Raw genomic sequence first — 16,826 nt, 5'->3', positions numbered from 1 at the left:
AATAGCATTTATGAACAAAAACAAAAATGTTTTTGATAATGTATTACAACTTGTAGGTAATACACCATTAATCAAATTAAACCGAATGACTGCCGATTTTGACGGCGATTTTTATGCTAAAGTTGAAGCATTTAATCCAGGCCATTCTTCTAAGGATAGAATTGCTCTGCATATAATAGAAGAAGCAGAACGCCAAGGTATTTTAACACCAGGTGACACTATTATAGAAACTACATCTGGTAATACTGGATTTAGTATTGCTATGGTAAGTATCATTAAAGGATATGAGTGTATTTTAGCTGTAAGCTCAAAGTCTTCTGCAGATAAAATAGACATGCTTAAGTCTATGGGTGCTAAGGTATACGTTTGTCCTGCACATGTCAACGCAGACGATCCAAGGTCTTATTATCAGGTTGCAAAACGTTTACATGAAGAAATTAAAGGGTCAATTTATATCAATCAATATTTTAATCAATTAAATATTGATGCACACTATAATACAACTGGCAGAGAAATTTGGGATCAGACCGATGGCGAAATCACACATTTAGTGGCTTGTAGTGGAACTGGAGGTACCATTTCTGGTATTGCTAAGTACATAAAAGAGCAAAATCCTGATGTAAAAGTTATAGGAGTTGACGCCTATGGATCAGTACTTAAGAAATATCATGAAACTCGTGAGTTTGACGATAAAGAAATATATCCTTACAGAATCGAAGGTTTAGGAAAGAATTTAATTCCAACAGCAACTGATTTTGATCTTATTGACAAGTTCATTAAAGTTACTGATGAAGAAAGTGCGCACACTGCTCGAGAAATTTCAAATACAGAAGGACTTTTTGTTGGTTACACTAGTGGTGCAGCTATGCAAGCTTTAAAACAACTAAATAAAGCAGGTGAGTTTAGAAAAGGTGATAAAGTTGTTGTTGTATTTCCAGATCATGGATCAAGATATATGAGTAAAGTTTATAGCGATAAATGGATGCAAGATCAAGGGTTTTTTGATAGTAAAAGTATTACACCAGCATCTATCGAATATATAAAGTAATTAAAATAGAAAATAGAAAATAGAAAATACCTGTTATGTTTAATTTTAACAGGTATTTTTATGTTTAAAACTTAGTTAATAGCTTAATTAAATAAATTATGCAGTCATAATATTATTGCCTAATTTTGCTGCTACTAACAAGATTAAATTAACTAAAATTAAGAGTTTATTATTTATTTATTTTGGTGAATATAAACGGTTAATAGCAACGAATACGCATGAAGGATTTATTTGAAAAGATTTATAGAGACAAAGGACCACTAGGAAAATGGGCTTCGCAGGCAGAAGGGTATTTTGTGTTTCCTAAACTTGAAGGTCAAATTTCTAATAGAATGAAATTTCAAGGAAAGGAAGTGATTACATGGAGTATTAATGATTATCTGGGTTTAGCAAATCATCCTGAGGTTAGAAAAGTTGATGCTGAAGCAGCAAAAGAATATGGTTCTGCTTATCCTATGGGTGCGCGTATGATGTCTGGTCATACAGAACTGCACGAACAATTACAAAATGAACTTGCGAAATTTGTAAATAAAGAAGCTGCATATTTATTAAACTTTGGTTATCAAGGAATTATGTCTACGATTGATGCTTTAGTTGGTAAAGATGATATTATTGTTTACGATGTGGATTCTCACGCTTGTATTATTGATGGTGTACGTTTACATATGGGTAAACGATTTACTTATAAGCATAACGATATAGTCAGTCTAGAAAAGAATTTAGAGCGTGCTACTAAAATGGCAGAACAAACAGGTGGAGGAATCCTTGTTATTTCTGAAGGTGTTTTTGGAATGCGTGGTGAACAAGGTAGGCTTAAAGAAATTGTAGAATTGAAGAAGAAATTCAATTTTAGATTTTTAGTTGATGATGCTCATGGTTTTGGTACTTTAGGTGCTACAGGTGCTGGTGCAGGAGAGGAGCAAGGAGTGCAAGATGATATAGATGTTTACTTTGCAACATTTGCTAAATCTATGGCAAGTACAGGTGCATTTATTGCTGGCGATCAGGAAATAATCGATTATTTAAAATATAACTTACGTTCTCAGATGTTTGCAAAATCTCTGCAAATGACATTGACTAAAGGCGCTTTAAAACGCTTGGATATGTTAAGAACAATGCCAGAGCTAAAAGAGAATCTTTGGAAAATTGTAAATGCTTTACAATCAGGTTTAAAAGAAAGAGGATTTGATATTGGTACAACGCAAAGTTGTGTAACACCAGTATATCTTAAAGGAAGCATACCAGAGGCTATGGCCTTAGTAAGAGACTTACGTGAAAATCATGGTATTTTCTGTTCTATTGTTGTTTATCCTGTAATTCCAAAAGGATTGATTTTGTTAAGGATGATTCCTACAGCAACACACACATTAGAAGATGTTAAGGAAACTTTAGATGCTTTTGATGCCATTAGAGAGCGACTTGTAAATGGAACTTATAAAAAAATGTCTGCAGCATTAATGGCAGCAATGGGAGAATAAATATTATAAGATGAATAAATAAAAAAGCCACTTCTAAAGTGGCTTTTTTTATATAATATCTTTTTTAAAAGTTTTTCGTCTTTTATAAACTTTAGAGTCAAAGTGCTTCCAAATCTTGTGAATAGCTTCGTTATTTTCTAATTCTGGTGTTCTATAACACGTTTGTATACTTTTTTCTTTAAAGGTTTCGTAGTATTCATTAAAAATTACAGCATGTACTCCTTTATTTTGATAATCAGGATGCACACCAATAAGATAAAAAATTACGTCTTTACTGTGTTTTTTGGCTTTCAATATGTGATTAATTCCAAAAGGAAAAAGCCTTCCGTTAGCCTTTTGCAAAGCTTCAGAGAATTTTGGCATTACAATAGCAAAAGCCACTAAATTGTCGTCAGCATCAGTAACAAACTTAATATATTCAGGATTAACAAAACTTATGAATTTCTTTTTAAAATATTCTTTTTGTATATCTGTAATTTCTACAAAAGAAGAAAGGTTCGCATAGCTTTCATTAAACAAATCAAACATTCGGTCAGCGTAGGGCATAACCTCACTAGTCTTTTTAAATTTTAATGCGTTTAGTTTATAACGCCTTTTTATAAGTTCTTGTGCTTTTTTAAAGAATTCTGGTTTTACATTTTCAAAAGGAAATACACTTTCTGAATATTCTTTTTCTATAGAATATCCATGTTTCTTATAATGATTAACGTAATAAGGATGATTATACCAAGTAACCATAGGTGCTATACTATCAAAGCCTTCTGTCATAACACCAACCTTATCTAAATTAGAAAAACCAACAGGACCTTCTGTATATTCTAGCTTGTTAGCAAAAGCGATTTCTTCTATTTGTTTAAGAAGTGTTGCACTAACCTCATAATCATCAATAAAATCAAACCAACCAAAACGCATCTTCTTAATGTTTTGTTTGTTGACTTCGAGCCAATTAATAATGGCAGCTATTCTACCTACGAGTTCACCATTTTTATATGCTACAAAAAAACGTGCTTCGGCATCTTTAAATATTGGATTTTTATCTTTATTAAATGTGGCTAATTCTTGCTTAATTATTGGTGGAACCCAATAAGGAGAATCAGCATAAAGTTTAAATGGAAACTTTACAAAAGTCTTAAGTTCTTTTTTAGTACGTACTTCTTTTACTGTAATCATTTGGCCTTTGTAAAAGATTAAGATTCAAAATCGTCTGATTTCTTTTTTTTGTTTTTTCGTTTCCTTTTCCTTTTAAAGTTTCCGTCATTTCCATTTCCATTATCAATTTTTTTATCCTTATGAAAATCTAAGCGATATGAAGCACCAAATGCTATATTAAAAACAGATGGAGTATCTTTAGTGTTAAAGGCAATATTTGCATCTAGCTGAAAATCTGGTGTCCATAAATAAGCACCACCAACTCTAAAAATATTATCTGCATAAAAATCACTATTTATACCTTGTGCTTCACCAAAAATCACCCATTGTGGAGTAAATGAATGTGTAAGAGTTAATATATATTGAAACTCTGAAAAATCAGAACCAATGCGATCTTTTATCAAATTCATTACAAATACCCAACCACCATTAAAATTGTTTTGTGTGGCTATCATCACTTTAGGACTAAACCCTTCTACATCTGGTGCCGTAAATGGATTGTCTGCTGTATCAAAATTAGCCCCAACATAAACTGCCACTGCTGGTATTAATGATTTCCATTGAAATTTTTTATTGGCATGATAGCTGTATAAATTTGGCTTAGCTTCTTCTGCATTCTTGTATGGATCGTAGACTAAATATTTAGCACCAATAGTCAAATTCTTAAAATTTGCACGCTTATCTTCAATAGGAATAGCAGCATTATTAAAGGTTATTTTATCATTCTGATAGATGCCATCTAGCGAAAACTCTAATTGTTCAAATAAGACACCGTATCTAACTGAAAAGTCTAGTCCAAAACCAGAAACATCATAATTTAAAGGAGTATGTTCTTCTTTTACGGTAAATGCTCCTGCTTCAAATTGGACAATTCCAGTACCAACAGAAAATGCACTTTCAGAAACACCAGGTCTGTTAGAGTTGATTACTTCTGTATATTGAGCGTAGGCTGATGTAAAAGAAAAAGAAATGAATAAAACGAAAATTGATTTGAGTATTCGCATTAGCTAAGTGTTTAGATTCAAATATAGATATTTTATAGATTTTTTAAGGAATATTAACCGATTATAAATGACTATAATTGTATTTTTGAGTATTGATTATAAGTTATGATACAAGAAGCTTCGGCAATGGGATTACTGAGAACCATATTAATAATACTTCTTATTTACTTCGGTTTTAAGATCTTGGCGCGCATTTTTGCACCTCTAATATTACGTTTTGTTACAAAGAAAGCTGAACAAAAATTTGGGCAACAATTCGGTGAGTTTGAGAATCAAAGCAATCAAAGACAACAGCACAAACGTAAAGAAGGAGAAACTGTTATTGACAAAATGCCAAATGAGAATAAAAAATCAAATGAAAAGGTAGGAGAATACATCGATTACGAAGAAATTGATTAATTTTCAGCATAATTGATTTAAGTCAACTTTCATGTCAATCTTTCTTAAACGGTTCTTACCACACATTCTAGTTATAATTGGTTTTATTGCTTTATCCTTAGCCTATTTTAGTCCTGTATTACAAGGAAAAAAGATATTTCAAAGTGATATTATGCATTATATTGGTATGGCTCAACAACAAAAGGAGTTTGCCAAAGTTACAGGTAAAGAAACATACTGGACAAATAGTGCTTTCGGTGGTATGCCAACCTATCAATTAGGCGCTAAATATCCGCATAACTATATAAAAAAACTAGATCTCTCGTTACGTTTTCTGCCAAGACCAGCAGACTATTTATTCCTTTACTTTTTAGGGTTTTATATCTTACTATGTGCTCTAAAAGTGGACTTTAAACTTGCCGCTCTGGGTGCACTTGCTTTTGGGTTTTCGACATATTTAATTATAATACTAGGTGTTGGGCACAATTCCAAAGCACATGCTATTGCTTATATGCCAATGGTTCTCGCAGGTATTGTTTTAACCTTTCAAAAAAAATATATACTCGGATTTCTGCTGACTTCCATTGCTTTAGGTTTAGAAATAGTAGCTAATCATTTTCAAATGACCTATTACTTATTGTTACTAGTTCTCATACTCGGTTTAGCTTATTTAATTGATGCCTATAAAAAAAAGGTATTGCCGCATTTTTTTAAATCTCTTGGGATATTGTCAATTGCTGCACTTTTAGCAGTTGGTCTGAATGCTACTAATATCATGGCTACTCAGGAGTATGTAAAAGAAAGTACACGAGGAAAAAGTGAGTTAACTATAAATCCAGATGGTTCGGAAAAAGAAGTGACCTCTGGTTTAGATAAAGATTACATTACTGAATATAGCTACGGAATTTTAGAAACCTTCAATTTATACATTCCCAAGTTTATGGGAGGTGGTAATTCTGAAGATGTTGGTAGAGATTCTGAAACGTATAAGGCCTATATTAATTTAGGTGCGTCACCTATTGAAGCATTAGAAGCGTCCAGAAATGCACCAATGTATTGGGGAGATCAGCCAATTGTCGAAGCACCAGCTTATGTCGGAGCTGTTGTTATATTTTTATGTGTTTTAGGATTGTTTTTAGTTAAAGGACGATTAAAGTGGTGGTTATTAGGTGGTACTATACTCTCATTATTACTATCGTATGGTAAAAACCTTGGATTTCTTACTGATTTTTTCATTGATCATGTACCATTGTATGATAAATTTAGAGCTGTTAGTTCTATTCAAGTGATATTAGAATTATGTATTCCTGTATTAGCCGTTTTTGCATTAGTAAGACTTTTTAATGATTTTTTGAAAGATGAAGAAAAACTAAAAGCTTTAAAATATACAGTAGGAATTACTGCAGGTTTAGCCATTATCTTTTTATTATTTAAATCAGTGCTATTTGATTTTGAAAGCTATAGAGATGATGGTTACATTGAAGCTTATGGACAAGGATTTATCGATTCGGTAATTGAAGATAGAAAGGCGCTTTTTACTGCAGATACTATAAGAACGCTAATACTTATTTTACTTTCATCTGGCACGATATATTTATTTTTACAAAAGAAGTTATCAGAAAAGTTAGTGTTAGTTGTTTTTGCAATATTAATTCTGTTTGATTTAGTAACCATAGACAGACAGTATGTAAATAATGACAATTTTAAACCAGCGAGATTGGTAGACATGCCATATCAGGCAAATGAGGCAGATAAAGAAATTTTAAAAGATAAAGGTCATTTTAGAGTATTGGATGCGTCTAGAATAGGACAAAGTCAGCCAGCAAGAGCAGCATACTTTCACAATTCATTATTTGGTTATCATGCTGCTAAATTAGGTCGATACAACGAGTTAATGGAATTTCATGTTTATAAGAATAACGTCAACGTGCTTAATATGCTTAATACAAAGTATATTATAGACCAAGACCAACAAGGAAGCCCTATTCCAGTGACTTATTATACAGAACCAAATGGAAATGCCTGGTTTATCAATGAGTTAAGAAGTCTTAATTCTGCCAATGACGAAATAAGAGCTTTAGATAGTATAGACACAAAGTCTGTAGCTGTTACAACAGCATCAGGATTTAGTATCAAATCAGATGTATTAAAGTTCGAAGTAGATTCTACAGCAACGATTCAGTTAAAAGAATTTCAGCCAAATTATCTTAGGTATGAGTCATCAAATAAAAATGATGGATTTGCCGTATTTTCTGAAATCTATTATCAACATGGTTGGAATGCCTACTTAGATGGTGAATTGATGCCTCATCAACGTGTAAATTATGTTCTACGAGGTATGAAGATTTCACAAGGAAGTCACACTATTGAGTTTAAGTTTGAACCAGAGGTTGTAAAAACAGGTAGCTCTATTGCACTAGCAAGTTCAGCGATTTTAGGTGTACTACTATTACTAGGTATATTTTATCAATTCAAACAACGAAAAGCGGAAGCTTAAGCGTTATTATGAATTTAAAAAAAGTTCTCATAGTTCTATATTATTGGCCGCCAGCAGGAGGACCAGGAGTTCAACGATGGTTAAAGTTTGTTAAGTATCTACCACAATTTGGTATAGAACCAATTGTTTACTGTCCGGAAAATCCACATTACCCAATAACAGATGAAAGTTTACTAAAGGAAGTTCCTGATGGAATTACAGTTATTAAACGACCAATCAAAGAACCCTATACAATTGCGAAGCTCTTTTCTAAGGGCAGCACCAAGGCTATTAGTTCTGGAGTCATTCCTCAGAAAAGAAAACAATCCATAACCGAAAAGTTACTGCTTTATATTCGTGGTAATTATTTTATTCCAGATGCACGTATAGGTTGGGTAAAACCTTCCGTTTCTTTTTTGAGTTCTTATATAGAAAAGAATAATATTGAAACTATAATTACAACAGGCCCACCACATAGTTTACATTTAATAGGCTTACAATTAAAGCAAAAGTTAGACTTAAAATGGTTCGCGGATTTTAGAGATCCTTGGACAACAATAGGCTATCATAAAGCTTTGAACTTAACTAATTCCGCTCATTCTAAACACAATAATTTAGAGCAAAAGGTTCTAAGTACAGCAGACCATTTAATTGTTACGAGTCAACACACTAAAAATGAGTTTAATACAAAAACAAAAGTTCCTACAACGGTAATAACAAATGGTTATGATTCTCATTCCGTAAGAGTTAAAGAGAAAGACAAAATGTTCACCTTGTCTCATATAGGTTCATTATTATCCGAAAGAAATCCAGTTGTCTTATGGGAAGTTATTCATGAACTAATCAATGAAAATAAAGCATTTTCAGAATCTTTTGAGTTACAATTAATTGGTGTCGTTAGTAAAGATGTTTTAGAATCAATACATGCACATGGACTTAAATCTCATACCAATGTAGTTGGGTATGTAAATCATAATGAAGCTATAAAATATCAACTGGCATCACGATTACTATTATTAGTAGAAATAGATTCTGAAGATACTAAGGCTATTATACCAGGTAAAATATTTGAATATCTGATTTCAGAAACGCCAATATTAGCAATTGGTCCAGAGGATTCCGATATAGAAAGTATCATAAAATCCACCAACACTGGATCATATTTTAATTATCAGGATAAAGCAATTCTTAAAACTAAACTATTAGCTTATTTTGAAGCGTATCAAGATGATTCCTTGCGAGTTAATGCCATAGGTTTGAAGCCATACAGCCGCAAATCTCTGACAAAGAAACTATCTGAGCTAATTACAAACGCATAATTCTGTTTTGTGTTAAATAAATTGATATTTTGTAGCGATAATCTTTGCCTTAATGGGAATAGTAATAAACCAATCTTTTAAAAACACAGTAAGTACTTACTTAGGGTTTGGTATTGGTGCTATTAATACACTTTTTCTTTACACTAATTTTTTAACGGATCGATATTACGGTCTTGTTGCTTTTTTATTATCTACGGCTAACTTAATGATGCCATTTATGGCATTTGGTGTTCATAATGCCATAATAAAGTTTTATTCCTCATTTAAATCAAAGAATGGTATTAATAGTTTTTTAACGTTGATGCTGTTCCTCCCTATTGTATTTGTTATTCCTGCTGGATTGTTGGGCTATATCGCTTATGAAACTATTGGTGATTTGCTATCTAAAGAGAATGATATAGTTGGCGACTATGTTTGGCATATTTTTATTCTTGCCATTGCTATGGCTTATTTTGAAATTTTCTTTGCCTGGTCTAAAGTACAAATGCAAACCGTTTTCGGGAATATTATGAAAGAGGTCTTTCATCGAGTTTGTATAATGCTTTTATTATTTGCTGTGTACTTTAATTGGATAACAGTAGATGAATTTATTGTCGCTCTTGTTGCAGTTTATGTATTACGAATGCTTATCATGAAATTATATGCCTATTCAGTTAGGTTTCCTAAAATACGATTTTATAAAATTGAGAATTTACCTTCAATATTAAGCTATGCCTTTTTAATCATTATTGCTGGATCTGTCGCTACGCTAATTCTTGATATTGATAAATTTATGATAGGCAGAATTTTAAAGATTGAAGAAGTAGCGTATTACAGTGTCGCCATTTTTATTGCTACAGTTATTGCTGTACCACAGAGAGCCATGCACCAGATAATGTTACCATTAACAGCAAAATATCTTAACGAAAATGACAATCCAGCACTCGAGGATTTATATAAACGTAGTTCTTTAAGTTTACTAGTAATAAGTGGATTAATATTTCTATTCATCATATTAAATATTAACGAGTTATATGAAATTCTACCAGCTGAATTTAGAGGAGGCTTGTTTGTCGTTTTCATAGTTAGTATCGCTAAGTTGTACGATAATAGTATTGGAAACAATAATGCGATTTTATTTAATAGCAATTATTATAAAATGGTGTTGGTATTTGGTGTATTACTGGCGATTATGGCTATAGTGTTAAATGCTATTTTCATACCAATATATGGTATAGAGGGTTCAGCATTCGCAACGTTTTTAGCTGTATTCATTTATAATACGATTAAGATCCTTTATGTAAAGCAGAAATTTAAAATGCAGCCTTTTACAATGGCTTCTTTTAAGATTGTTGCGTTATTGTGTCTGTTTTTAATTGGGTTTTACTTTTGGGATTTTCCATTTCATCCCATAATTAATATTACACTAAAATCAATATTAATTACATTGCTATATGTCATATCAGTTTATAAACTACAGGTATCTAAAGACATATCACAACAAATAAAAAAGTATCTAAAAATATAGATACTTTTTAAAACGAGAAATCCCGTAAGGTGCTTTAAGGCATACATCATACGGGATTTCTACTAACCAACCAAAAAAATCATTTTATCCTCTAGATCGTCTAGAACTAGATCTTGTAGAACTTTGATTACTTCTTCTACTTGTATTAGATCTTGTCATTGTTGACGATGACTTTGTTTTCTTTTGAGAAACACTTCTTTGTTTAGAGCTCTGCGATTTTGCTTTACTATATGTACGAGATTTTGCCGCTCTTGGTTTTCTCGTAGACGTATTTCTTGTTCTCTCTACTTTTTTAGACCCACCACTTCGGGTTTTGGTCACATTTTGTTTTGTATTTCTTGTCCTAACTGTTGTACTATTTCGAGTTGACCTATTAGGCTTAGTAACTCTGGTATTAGAACGTGTTTTTACAGCTTTACCATTTCTTACTGAAGTAGCTCTCGTCGGACTTTTTACTCGTGTATTACCGCGAGTGGTTGTTGCCTTTTTTGTTCTACTTGTATTTGTTCGTGTTGTAGTTTCGTTACTACGCGTTGTTCTTGTTCTCGTTGTATTATCAGAACCACTTAACCGTGTCGCTCTGGTTCTTGTAATAGAAGCATTATTTCGCTCTACACGTTTTTTAATATTTCTTTCTCTTTTATTTCTTGGAGTTTGAGCATACCTATCACTAATTCTAGCTGCACTACCACGTCTTCCTGCTTGATTGCCGTTTCTTCTGCCGTTAATGTTATAGTGTCTTACGTTATTAGTGTAAGGTCTATAGTAAATATGTCTTACTGGTGAATAGAACTGTCTATATGGGTTTACATTTACAATACAATAGTTAACAGGTGGTATTGCATAAAATCGGTGCCATGGTCTGTATATATAAGCTCTGTTATAGATATTAATAAAACCATCATATCTGTGAAAAACATTATTTCTATAATAAACGTTCAAGCCACCAATTCTACTGATGCGACCAAAACCATTATAGTTGATAAAGATGTTTCCTATTTGATTTACACGACCATAGAAATCATAATAGATTGGTGTATTTTCTATTTGAATAATTGCACCAAAGCTATCATACTGAATATATGGACTGTAGTTATAACCAGAATTAAAACTCAGCGTAAAACCAGGTGTGTCAATGCCAACACTAACATCTGGTCCATATTGAGGAATATAAAAATCGAATTGACCGTCTCTATATACCGAAAATTCAATTCCAGCCTCATTAAATATGAAAGAATTACTGTAACCTCTCACATAATTATTAATTGAAGTTTCTGCTTCCGTTGTTGCGGTGGTTGTTGCGTGTGCAGAATAGCTTAAAGCTAATAAACCTGCAAAGAAAAATATAATCCGTTTCATAGGTAAAGTGTTTTAAAATTAAATTCATTAATAATAAAACAAACAACGTGCCAAAGATTATAACACCTTGTTTTTCAGAATAATAACGTATTTTAGGTGAGTTTAACCCAAAAGTTATAAATTAGTATCAATCAACACATGTTTAATGCATACTACTAACAAGAATGAAATTGGCTTTTCTCGTGTAATTAATTTTAAATCTATATTACTGAAAATTTTAGGCGTTTTAGCCGCTACAATTGCTATTAAGGGGTTTATGATACCAAATCATTTCTTAGATGGCGGATTACTTGGTATTGCAATTTTAATTCATGAATTCTACCATATTGATGTATGGATTCCATTATTACTATTAAATCTTCCGTTCGTAATTATTAGCTTCAAAAAAATAGATAAATCGTTTGCCTTACATTCACTTCTAGCTTTGATATTACTAGGTACATATCTTTATGTCTTACCCATACCAGAAATTACAAAAGATCATTTTTTAGTAGCTGCTTTTGGCGGAGTATTTGTAGGTTTAGGTATTGGATTTGTAATACGTAGTGGTGGTGTCATCGATGGATTAGAAGTTATAGCTGAGTTTACCAATAAGAAATTTGGTCTAACGACATCAGAAATAATTATGGCGATAAATACAATCGTTTTTCTCATAATAGCTTTCTTTCTTGGATTAGAAAAAGCCATGTATTCTATTATTACTTTTTTTACAGCAATTAAAGTCTCAGATTACGTGGTTGATGGATTTGAAAAATTGATTTGCTTAACCATAATCTCACCAAATGATCAAGTTATTAAAGATATTATTGTCAATAAATTTGATAAGCCTATAACAGTTTATAAAGGTCAACGCGGTAATCTACCAGGTAGTTTCACTATAAGTCACGACTGTGATATAGTAGCTACTGTTGTTACCAGATTAGAAGTTCATAATATTAAAAAAGCAATTGCCCATGCCGACCCAAAAGCCTTTATGTTTGTACAAAATATAAATGAAGTTAAAGGTGGTTTAGTAAGTCGAGAATCCCATCATTAATGAAAACAAAATTTAATACTATTCTTGAGGATGTTATAAAACTACTTAACGAGAACCTCCCCACTTATTTAACTTATCACAATGCGCGTCATACACTTTATGTTGTAGACAAGGCTGAATATATTGCAAAAAAGGAGGGTGTTTCAGAACATGATTTATTATTAATTAAAATTGCCGCATTGTATCATGATATAGGATTTATAAACTCTCATATAAATCACGAAGAAGAAGGCTGTAAAATTGCCAAGCCCCAATTACAATCTTATGGATATTCAAATAAAGATATTGAAAAAATATGCGGTATGATTATGGCAACTAAAATTCCTCAAAATCCAAAAAATTTGTTAAAAAAAATTCTAGCAGATGCAGACTTAGAATATATAGCAACTAATCGATTTGAACCTGTAGGTGAATTATTGTATGAAGAATTAGACCATATAAGAAATGGCCTAACCAAAAAAGAGTGGAAGCAAATTCAAATTGAATTCTTATTAAGTCACAATTTGCATACTAATTATTGCAAACGTTATAAATCTTTTAGAAAGAAACGAAATTTGGAAGCTTTAAAAGGATAAAACCCTGAAGTACTTGGGGAAGTATTCAGGGTTTCTATTAGCCATTAAGGATACTTAATGGTAAACAAAAGCAATTATTTTTTTAAAGAGTTTTATTCTTTTGTTTTTTCATATTTCCATTCTTTCTGTAGTAATAGAAATCATCGTCATCGTCCCAATCACCCTGCCAATCATCGTGTTGAGATTGATGACCGAGATGATCTGCTGTACATCCATTTATTCCACAGAAACCACAACCTTGATTGCTAAGGTTAACCTGACCTCTAGTGCCAATAACCTCTCCATATCTATTATAAAGTATGCGTAAACCTCCGACTTGTTTCAACTGGCTTCTGCGGTAACTCATATATACTGAACCTGCACGTTTAATTCGTCCTTGCCTGTCATAGTTTATAAATACATTTCCTATTCTTCGCACACGACCAAGTCTATCATGAGTTACTAATACGCCTCTTTCAGGATAGGCATAAGTATATCCTGGTGCACCATGAGTTCGATTTGTAATACGTCTTGTTCTTGGGTTTGTACGTCTGTAGTAATAATTGTCATTGTCTGGTACTGTAGAAGATAAATCCGTATTAAAATCAAAGCTACCATCAGCAAAGATTAAGAATTCTACACCACGCTCTACAAACAAAATAGGTCGTGCATAACGATAGCGTGATGTAAGATCTAAATCTGTGCTTTGTAATGCAGAATGAGTTTCTGCAGCTGTTACAGTTGTTAATCCCATTAACAAACCTGTAAAAAGTAAAACTATTTTTTTCATAGTTATATAATTTAGATTATGCCTACTCATATTTAGCTTTTCGGCTTACGCTATTTGGTCTAAGAATTTCAATTAGTGTGCCATAATGTTTAACTTATAGTTATTCAACACATTAAGCCTATTAGTTCTGATTAATTTTATTAACTATGTCTTTTATTCCTTATATTTAAGCAGCTATTAATTAAAACTCTCTATTAGAATGAAAAATTTCATTTTGTTCGTTTTCTTATGTCTCTATTCAATCAATGGTTTTTCTCAAAAGGACAATAAAAATTATGAAGAAGCATTTAAAATTATTGAGGTTTGGTTAGAGGCTCAAAAAGATTTTGAAGCCTTACCAGGTATTTCAGCTGCAATTGTGAAGGATCAAGACATATTATGGAGTGGTGCATTCGGAAAATCTAATGTTGAAGATAATATTGATGCCACTGCGAGTACATTATGCAGTATTTGTTCAATTTCAAAATTGTTTACATCAGTAGCCATTATGAAATTATATGATGATGGTAAGTTGCGTCTAGATGATGAATTAAAAGATGTGTTACCATGGTTTAATTTAGAGCAGCAATTTTCTGATAGTGGTCCCATCACTATACGTTCCTTATTAACACATTCTTCTGGATTACCAAGACAATCTGAAGTAGCTTACTGGACCGCTCCAGATTTTTCTTTTCCGACAATGGAAGAGATGAAGGAAGCAATGAAAAGTCAAGAAACACTTTATCCAGCCTCATATAATTTTCAATACAGTAATTTAGCTTTAGCACTTTTAGGTGAAGTTGTTGCAGAAGTATCTGGCTTGCCATATGAAGATTTTGTTTCTAAACATATTTTAAAACCTTTGAAACTTAACGATACAAGAGCGAATATGCCAAAAGCGCTTCATGGTAAAGAATTGGCAATAGGCTATACTGCCTTAAACAGGAATTTAGAACGCGAAGAAGTACCATTATTTGATGCTAAGGGTGTGACGCCTGCGGCAGGTTTTTCGTCTAATGTATTAGATTTAGCAAAATTTGCATCTTGGCAATTTCGATTAAGAGATACAATAGCAAAGGAAATTCTTAAATCTTCTACTTTAAAAAATATGCACAATGTACATTGGACAGACCCAAATTTTGACTTAACTTGGGGTTTAGGCTTTTCTGTTTATAAAGGAGATGATGGTAATAAATGGGTAGGACATGGCGGAAGTTGTCCAGATTACAGAAGCACTTTGCAGTTGAATTTAAAATCAAAAATGGCATATTCTGTAATGATCAATGCTGGTGGAACGAATCCTGGTAAGTATTTAGGAGCCATTCATGCTATAATAGGTAAGACTGAGGTCATCTCAGAACCAAATTTAGATGTTGATTTGAATGATTATGTAGGTTTTTATAATGGGCAACCATGGGGAAGCGAGAGTTATATAGGAACTTGGAATGGGAAATTAGTGGTTTTAAGACTACCAACGGATTACCCTGTAAACGCCATAAGAATGTATAAGCATATTGAAGGTGATACATTTAAAAGAATGAAAAGCAATGGTGAATTAGGAGAGACAATGGTGTTTGAAAGAGATGAAGGTGGAAATGTAATTAGACTGAAATCTCATCAGAACTACACTTTAAAGATGAATTAATTATAAAGAATTAAAAATTTAACCTCTATCTAATGGAAACCAACCAGGTGAATTGTACGAATTGTGAACAGCCTTATAAAAAAGGCTTTAAGTTTTGTCCACATTGTGGTCAAAAGACCAACGATGAGCTAACCATTGGAGTACTATTCTACAATACAATAAGTAATTATTTTTCTTTTGATGCTCGTTTTTTTAAGAGCTTTTTTCCTTTAATGTTTCGACCAGGATATTTGGCATCTGAGTTTATTAAAGGAAAGCGTCTTTTGTATTTACATCCGGCTCAGATGTACTTATTTGTGGCTGTAATCTTCTTTTTTATTTTTAATTTTTATGTAAGAGAAGGAAGGGAAGAGCTGGATAAGAATATGGAGCGTGTGTTGGCCAATCGCAAGGAACAAGTCAAAGTTAAAGATAGTATACCAAAAGATTCTATAGAAGTAATAGAGTTTGTAAATCCATTAAAAGATAAAGGAGTTACTATTGGCTTAAACGACGAGGATTTAAAAGCTTTGGACTCATTATCTAATATTAAGATCCCTAAGAAAAACATTGGAACTTCCTATACTTTTAATGAACGCAATATAGACTCTCTCATTTCTATCGGATCTTCTGATGAGGAAATTTATAAATCTATGGGAATGGATGATGATGCTGGTTTCTTTCAGCGAAAATTCTATTCTCAAATATTAAAATTCTATAAAACTATGGGATTAGGTCAGGTTTATCAAACGTTCATTGATAGTATTCCATTAGCCATGTTTTTCCTATTACCAATATTTGCCTTGCTTTTAAAGATTTTCTTTTTTAATAAAGGCCGATATTCACACCACTTGGTATTCAGTTTCTATTATTTTTCATTTTTATTTACTGTATTTAGCATTGTTTTTGCGGTGAACAGGTGGGTGATGGATATTCCAAATTGGATTGATTGGTTAATTATTCTATCAACTTTGTTTTATTTGTTGATTGCCATAGTCAAATTCTATAGACAGAATTGGTTTTTATCTTTTATTAAAAGTGGATTGGTAAGCTTTTTATTTTTACTATTAGTACTGCCGTTAGCATTTACAATACTTGGTTTTATGGCATTTTTATTTTATTGAT

At 32.2% G+C, this 16,826-nt stretch carries 14 protein-coding genes; 10 read left to right on the top strand and 4 right to left on the bottom strand.

Features of this window, described 5'->3' with window-relative positions; genetic code table 11:
- Positions 1 to 10 precede the first annotated feature (10 nt).
- Positions 11 to 1,048, top strand: coding sequence for a PLP-dependent cysteine synthase family protein (locus ACTG3Y_RS01360; protein ID WP_439151130.1), 1,038 nt, complete (start codon positions 11 to 13; stop codon positions 1,046 to 1,048).
- A 218-nt stretch (positions 1,049 to 1,266) separates the two neighbouring features.
- On the top strand, positions 1,267 to 2,526 hold the full coding sequence (locus ACTG3Y_RS01355; protein ID WP_439151129.1) for an aminotransferase class I/II-fold pyridoxal phosphate-dependent enzyme: 1,260 nt from the start codon (positions 1,267 to 1,269) through the stop codon (positions 2,524 to 2,526).
- Positions 2,527 to 2,574: 48 nt separating this feature from the next.
- On the opposite strand, the gene ACTG3Y_RS01350 is transcribed toward ACTG3Y_RS01355, so the two are convergent.
- Complete coding sequence (locus ACTG3Y_RS01350) at positions 2,575 to 3,696, bottom strand: GTP cyclohydrolase (protein WP_439151128.1); 1,122 nt, start codon at positions 3,694 to 3,696, stop codon at positions 2,575 to 2,577.
- A gap of 17 nt (positions 3,697 to 3,713) precedes the next feature.
- On the bottom strand, positions 3,714 to 4,679 hold the full coding sequence (locus ACTG3Y_RS01345; protein WP_439151127.1) for a transporter: 966 nt from the start codon (positions 4,677 to 4,679) through the stop codon (positions 3,714 to 3,716).
- A gap of 105 nt (positions 4,680 to 4,784) precedes the next feature.
- Here ACTG3Y_RS01345 and ACTG3Y_RS01340 point away from each other — a divergent pair, with 105 nt between their 5' ends.
- Genes ACTG3Y_RS01340 through ACTG3Y_RS01325 form a run of 4 tightly spaced genes read left to right on the top strand, consistent with a single transcriptional unit; the run spans position 4,785 to position 10,359 of the window.
- Positions 4,785 to 5,078 (top strand): DUF4834 family protein, encoded by a 294-nt coding sequence (locus ACTG3Y_RS01340; RefSeq protein WP_439151126.1) that lies wholly within the window; start codon positions 4,785 to 4,787, stop codon positions 5,076 to 5,078.
- A gap of 31 nt (positions 5,079 to 5,109) precedes the next feature.
- Positions 5,110 to 7,554: a YfhO family protein gene (locus tag ACTG3Y_RS01335; protein WP_439151125.1), complete on the top strand. Its 2,445-nt coding sequence runs from the start codon at positions 5,110 to 5,112 to the stop codon at positions 7,552 to 7,554.
- Positions 7,555 to 7,562: 8 nt separating this feature from the next.
- Positions 7,563 to 8,852 carry a glycosyl transferase family 1 gene (locus tag ACTG3Y_RS01330; RefSeq protein ID WP_439151124.1) on the top strand — a complete coding sequence of 430 codons (1,290 nt, stop codon included), beginning with the start codon at positions 7,563 to 7,565 and terminating at the stop codon, positions 8,850 to 8,852.
- Between the two features lie 52 nt (positions 8,853 to 8,904).
- Positions 8,905 to 10,359, top strand: a complete 1,455-nt coding sequence (locus tag ACTG3Y_RS01325) for a lipopolysaccharide biosynthesis protein (RefSeq protein ID WP_439151123.1) — start codon at positions 8,905 to 8,907, stop codon at positions 10,357 to 10,359.
- 84 nt (positions 10,360 to 10,443) lie between these two features.
- On the opposite strand, the gene ACTG3Y_RS01320 is transcribed toward ACTG3Y_RS01325, so the two are convergent.
- Positions 10,444 to 11,718: a hypothetical protein gene (locus tag ACTG3Y_RS01320; protein WP_439151122.1), complete on the bottom strand. Its 1,275-nt coding sequence runs from the start codon at positions 11,716 to 11,718 to the stop codon at positions 10,444 to 10,446.
- Between the two features lie 145 nt (positions 11,719 to 11,863).
- On the opposite strand from ACTG3Y_RS01320, the gene ACTG3Y_RS01315 reads away from it, so the two are divergent.
- Both ACTG3Y_RS01315 and ACTG3Y_RS01310 read left to right on the top strand, forming a co-directional pair.
- On the top strand, positions 11,864 to 12,754 hold the full coding sequence (locus ACTG3Y_RS01315; protein WP_439151121.1) for a YitT family protein: 891 nt from the start codon (positions 11,864 to 11,866) through the stop codon (positions 12,752 to 12,754).
- The gene (locus ACTG3Y_RS01310; protein ID WP_439151120.1) at positions 12,754 to 13,329 is read left to right on the top strand and encodes an HD domain-containing protein; all 576 of its coding nucleotides are present in this window, start codon (positions 12,754 to 12,756) and stop codon (positions 13,327 to 13,329) included. The genes ACTG3Y_RS01315 and ACTG3Y_RS01310 overlap by 1 nt, the downstream gene beginning before the upstream one ends.
- An 82-nt stretch (positions 13,330 to 13,411) precedes the next feature.
- Here the strand turns inward: ACTG3Y_RS01310 and ACTG3Y_RS01305 are convergent, their stop codons facing one another.
- Positions 13,412 to 14,098 (bottom strand): hypothetical protein, encoded by a 687-nt coding sequence (locus tag ACTG3Y_RS01305; protein WP_439151119.1) that lies wholly within the window; start codon positions 14,096 to 14,098, stop codon positions 13,412 to 13,414.
- Positions 14,099 to 14,297: 199 nt separating this feature from the next.
- On the opposite strand from ACTG3Y_RS01305, the gene ACTG3Y_RS01300 reads away from it, so the two are divergent.
- Positions 14,298 to 15,722, top strand: coding sequence for a serine hydrolase domain-containing protein (locus tag ACTG3Y_RS01300; RefSeq protein WP_439151118.1), 1,425 nt, complete (start codon positions 14,298 to 14,300; stop codon positions 15,720 to 15,722).
- Positions 15,723 to 15,754: 32 nt separating this feature from the next.
- A complete protein-coding gene (locus tag ACTG3Y_RS01295) occupies positions 15,755 to 16,825 on the top strand; it encodes a DUF3667 domain-containing protein (protein WP_439151117.1) in 1,071 nt (356 codons plus the stop codon).
- Position 16,826 lies beyond the last annotated feature (1 nt).

This window comes from Winogradskyella sp. (genome assembly GCF_965656915.1).
Taxonomy (GTDB): domain Bacteria; phylum Bacteroidota; class Bacteroidia; order Flavobacteriales; family Flavobacteriaceae; genus Winogradskyella.
Note: the sequence above shows the minus strand (reverse complement) of the source record. Positions and strands in the feature narration are given on the sequence as shown.